General features: G+C 47.2%; 2 protein-coding genes. Both read right to left on the bottom strand.

The genetic code is table 11. The annotated features are described in order from the left end of the window. A partial coding sequence (locus ACTQ52_RS12315; protein ID WP_441982789.1) for a hypothetical protein occupies positions 1 to 239 on the bottom strand: 239 nt, incomplete at its 3' end. Between the two features lie 15 nt (positions 240 to 254). Further along, on the bottom strand, positions 255 to 1,122 hold an 868-nt coding region (locus ACTQ52_RS12310; RefSeq protein WP_441982788.1), incomplete at its 5' end, for a hypothetical protein.

Here is a 1,122-nt window from a genome sequence, read left to right as displayed (position 1 = left end):
GCCTTGTATGGCTTGTACAGGTACTCAAGGTTGCTCCGATCCTCCGGAGAACACCATCCCCGGGCAATAAAAAAGCTGCAGGCCTGATAAATACGGTCATGCAGCAGTGCCAACATTCCATCTTTGATTTCGTCGTTCTCCTGTTTTCGCCGGAGCAGTGTCCGCCACAGCCAGGTGAGGACGGCAAGGATCAGGGCAAAGAGCTCCTGAATCCAGTATTTCAAGATAAAGTCGATCAATGGAATCACCTCCTTTCACACCGCATCCGTCAGTGTGTACGTTACCTTCATCGACTGGGCACTGGTCTTTACCACTGGAGAGCTCAGGTTGCAGATGGTACCAAGATAGTTGCAGGCAAACGAGTAATATAAAGTATTGCTCCACAGCCGAAAACGCTGAAGGCAGTCCGTCTCATGTGAAATGTAGTATTGCAGATATCCGACACTGTTTGTCGATTCTGCGTTCAGCCTGTACTTTCCGTCCGGATAAATCACACCCGGACTTCCATAGGTTGTCGTCGATCCGGATGATGTGGTGCCGGTCCACTCAAAGGTTGCGAAGACACCACCTCCGCGCATTGGATATATTTTCCTGCACTTAATATTTCCAAAGCTTACTTCTGTCACGTCGACGGTATTTGACAGGTTTACTTTGTACAGCGTGTTTTCATCATAGCTAATGAAATACAGATATCCGCTGGATACCACAGCATTTAACTGCTCATAAAAATCCGTATCACCGGTAGACTTGGCCGTCACATTTGACACAGCAATGGTCTGTTCTGCTTCTTCCTGAAAAGAGAAATCAGAAATTTTTACCTTCCGAAGCTTGATGCTTACCGTCCCCGTTCTACTCACACCATCAATGTAAATCGCATACAGATACCCGTCATAGCCATCCATAACCGACCAATAGTAACTGGCGGGATTGTCAAACGCAAAGTCGAACACCTGTGTTTCTTCTCCAAGGTATGGCGTGTATGCCTTGACAATGTTGGTGTAATACGGCTTCTTGTAGATTTTGCCGCCGCTATAAAGATAGAGAACCCCTGAGTTCTCATCAAAGGTGAGGGGACAATAGGATCGATCGGTAGTGAAACCGCCATCATCGTATTGTGCCCCA

The organism is Oribacterium sp. Sow4_G1_1 (assembly GCF_052116105.1).
Lineage (GTDB): Bacteria > Bacillota > Clostridia > Lachnospirales > Lachnospiraceae > Oribacterium.
Note: the sequence above shows the minus strand (reverse complement) of the source record. Positions and strands in the feature narration are given on the sequence as shown.